Source organism: Roseicyclus sediminis, from assembly GCF_025515305.1.
Taxonomy (GTDB): Bacteria; Pseudomonadota; Alphaproteobacteria; order Rhodobacterales; family Rhodobacteraceae; genus Roseibacterium; species Roseibacterium sediminis.
Window position 1 is genome coordinate 1 of record NZ_JAOPHT010000034.1, and the last position, 3328, is coordinate 3328.

Below are 3328 nucleotides of genomic sequence, written 5' to 3' on the forward strand. Positions count from 1 at the left end.
ATGCATGTAGAACAGACCGGGATACCCGGCCTTCTTGTCCTGACGCCCGCCCGTTTCGGTGATGCCCGCGGGTTCTTCTCGGAAACCTGGAACCGCGCGCGGCTGGCCGAGCACGGGATCGACGTGGATTTCGTTCAGGACAACCATTCCCTGTCCGCCCGTCCCGGGACGGTGCGCGGATTGCATTTTCAGGGTCCGCCGCATGCGCAGGCCAAGCTCGTGCGCTGCGGGCGCGGGGCGCTCTTCGACGTGGCCGTGGACATCCGGCGCGGCTCGCCGACCTACGGGCGCTGGTACGGGGCGGAGCTGAGCTTCGAGAACGGCAAGCAGTTGATGATCCCCGCAGGCTTCGCCCACGGCTTCGCCACCAGGCTGCCGGATACCGAGATCGTCTACAAATGCTCGGACAACTACGCCCCCGAAACCGAGGGCGCGCTGCGCTATGACGACCCCGACCTCGGGATCGACTGGAACCTCGGCGATCTCGACCCGATCCTGTCGGACAAGGACGCCGCCGCGTCCGCCTTTGCCGGGTTCGCAAGCCCGTTCGTCTACGAGGAGGACACGCCATGAAGCTTCTCGTGACCGGGGGGGCGGGGTTCATCGGCTCCGCCGTGGTGCGCCTCGCGGTGGCGCGCGGGCACTCGGTGGTGAATGTCGATGCCCTGACCTACGCCGCCTGCCTCGACAACGTGGCGGAGGTGGCCGGCAGCGCGTCTTACGCCTTTGAGAAGGCCGACATCCGCGACCGTGCCGCGATGGACCGCGTCCTCGCAACGCACCGGCCCGACGCGATCATGCATCTCGCCGCCGAAAGTCATGTCGACCGGTCCATCGATGGGCCCGGGACCTTCATCGACACGAACGTGACAGGGACCTACACGCTGCTGGAGGCCGCGCGCGGCTACTGGACGGAACAGGGAAAGCCTGAGGGGTTCCGCTTCCATCACATCTCGACCGATGAGGTTTACGGGACGCTCGGCGAGACGGGGCTCTTCACCGAGGAGACGCCCTATGCGCCCAACAGCCCCTATTCGGCGTCGAAGGCGGCCTCGGACCACCTGGTGCGTGCCTGGCACGAGACCTATGGCCTGCCGGTCGTCCTGACCAACTGTTCGAACAATTACGGGCCCTATCACTTCCCCGAGAAGCTGATCCCCGTGGTGATCCTGAACGCGCTCGCCGGCAAGCCGATCCCGGTTTACGGCAAGGGCGAGAACGTCCGCGACTGGCTCTACGTCGAGGATCATGCCGACGCGCTCCTGCTCGTGGTGCAAAAGGGCGAGGTCGGCCGCAGCTACAATATCGGCGGCAACAACGAACGGCGGAACATCGACCTTGTCCGCACGATCTGCGCCCTGCTGGACGAGCGCCGCCCCGGGGCCGCGCCGCATGACCGGCTGATCACCTTCGTCGAGGACCGGCCCGGGCACGACCTGCGCTATGCGATCGACGCAAGCCGCATCCGCGACGAACTGGGCTGGAGCCCGTCGGTCACGGTCGAGGAAGGCCTCGCGCGGACCGTGGACTGGTATCTCGGCCACGAGGGCTGGTGGCGCGCTCTGCAGGACCGTACGGGCGTCGGCGAACGCCTCGGGAAAGCGGGATAGGTCGATGCGCATCCTCGTCTTCGGCAGGACCGGGCAGGTCGCCACCGAGCTATGCCGCCAGGCCGACGTGACCGCGCTCGGCCGCGCGGAGGCCGATCTCGCGGACCCCGTGGCCTGCGCCGCCGCGATCCGTGCCCGGACGCCCGATGCCGTCATAAACGCCGCCGCCTACACCGCCGTCGACCGCGCCGAGGAGGAAGAGGCGCTCGCCACCACCATCAACGGCGCGGCGCCCGCCGCCATGGCACAGGCCTGCGCCGAGCTCGGCATTCCCTTCGTGCATGTCTCGACCGACTACGTCTTCGATGGCTCGGGCGAAGCGCCCCGGCGGCCGGACGGCGCGATGGCACCGCTCGGGGCCTATGGCCGTTCGAAACTCGAAGGCGAACTGGGCGTGCGCGCGGCTGGCGGAACGCATGTCATCCTGCGCACCTCCTGGGTGGTCTCGGCGCACGGTTCCAACTTCGTGAAGACGATGCTGCGCGTCGGTCCCGCGCGGGGCAGCCTGCGGGTGGTCGACGACCAGGTGGGCGGGCCGACCCCGGCCGCCGACATCGCCGCCGCCTGCCTGCGTATCGCCGAGCAGCTCGCCATCGATCCCGGCAAGTCCGGGACCTATCATTTCGCGGGGGCGCCGGACACATCCTGGGCCGGCTTCGCCCGCGCGATCTTCGATATGGCGGGGCTGTCGGTGACGGTGGAGGACATACCCTCCTCGGAGTATCCCACCCCTGCGCGCAGGCCGCTGAACTCGCGGCTCGACTGTTCTTCCACCGAGGCGGCCTTCGGCCTGCCGCGTCCCGACTGGCGCGCCGGGCTTGCCGACATTCTTTCAGACCTTTCCATCCAAGAGGGCGCGACATGACCAATCGCAAGGGCATCATCCTGGCCGGCGGTTCCGGCACCCGGCTCTATCCCATCACCATCGGCGTGTCGAAACAGCTTCTGCCGATCTACGACAAGCCGATGATCTACTACCCGCTGAGCGTCCTGATGCTGGCCGGTATCCGCGAGATCGCCATCATCACCACCCCCGAGGACCAGGCGCAGTTCATCCGCACGCTCGGCGACGGGCGGCAATGGGGCCTGTCCTTCACCTACATCGTGCAGCCCTCGCCCGATGGGCTGGCACAGGCCTACATCCTCGCGCGCGACTTCCTTGACGGCGCGCCGTCCGCGATGGTGCTTGGCGACAACATCTTCTTTGGCCACGGCCTGCCCGAGGTGCTTGCCGCCGCCGACCGCTCGACGGCCGGGGGAACGGTCTTCGGCTACCGCGTCGCCGATCCCGAACGCTATGGCGTCGTCGATTTCGGACCCGGCGGCGAGGTGCGCGCCATCATCGAGAAGCCGAAGAAGCCGCCGTCGCACTACGCCGTGACCGGGCTCTATTTTCTCGACGGCACCGCGCCCGAGCGTGCGGCTCAGGTCACGCCATCGGCACGCGGAGAGCTGGAGATCACGTCGCTTCTGGAAAGCTACCTCGCGGACGGGTCGCTCGACGTGCAGAAGATGGGCCGTGGCTTTGCCTGGCTCGACACCGGCACGCATGGAAGCCTGCTCGACGCCGGCAACTTCGTGCGGACGCTGACCGAGCGGCAGGGCCTGCAGAGCGGCTCGCCCGAGGAAATCGCCTATGGCCAGGGCTGGATTTCCGCCGAAGACCTCGCCGATCGTATCGGTTTGTTCACCAAGAACGCCTATGGCGACTACCTGAA

4 protein-coding genes are annotated in these 3328 nt (G+C 67.8%); all 4 read left to right on the top strand.

Features of this window, described 5'->3' with window-relative positions; genetic code table 11:
* A partial coding sequence (rfbC, locus tag N8I71_RS20550; RefSeq protein ID WP_262879918.1) for a dTDP-4-dehydrorhamnose 3,5-epimerase occupies positions 1-573 on the top strand: 573 nt, incomplete at its 5' end.
* Positions 570-1610: a dTDP-glucose 4,6-dehydratase gene (gene rfbB, locus N8I71_RS20555; RefSeq protein ID WP_262879919.1), complete on the top strand. Its 1041-nt coding sequence runs from the start codon at positions 570-572 to the stop codon at positions 1608-1610. The genes rfbC and rfbB, both read left to right, overlap by 4 nt.
* 4 nt (positions 1611-1614) lie before the next feature.
* Entirely contained in the window at positions 1615-2475 is an 861-nt protein-coding gene (gene rfbD, locus N8I71_RS20560; RefSeq protein WP_262879920.1) for a dTDP-4-dehydrorhamnose reductase, read from the top strand.
* A partial coding sequence (gene rfbA, locus N8I71_RS20565; protein WP_262879921.1) for a glucose-1-phosphate thymidylyltransferase RfbA occupies positions 2472-3328 on the top strand: 857 nt, incomplete at its 3' end. The genes rfbD and rfbA, both read left to right, overlap by 4 nt.

Bases quoted from the DNA above. Each gene is read 5' to 3' on its own strand.
- rfbB (WP_262879919.1), top strand. From the start codon at position 570: ATGAAGCTTCTCGTGACCGGGGGGGCGGGGTTCATCGGCTCCGCCGTG.
- rfbD (WP_262879920.1), top strand. From the start codon at position 1,615: ATGCGCATCCTCGTCTTCGGCAGGACCGGGCAGGTCGCCACCGAGCTA.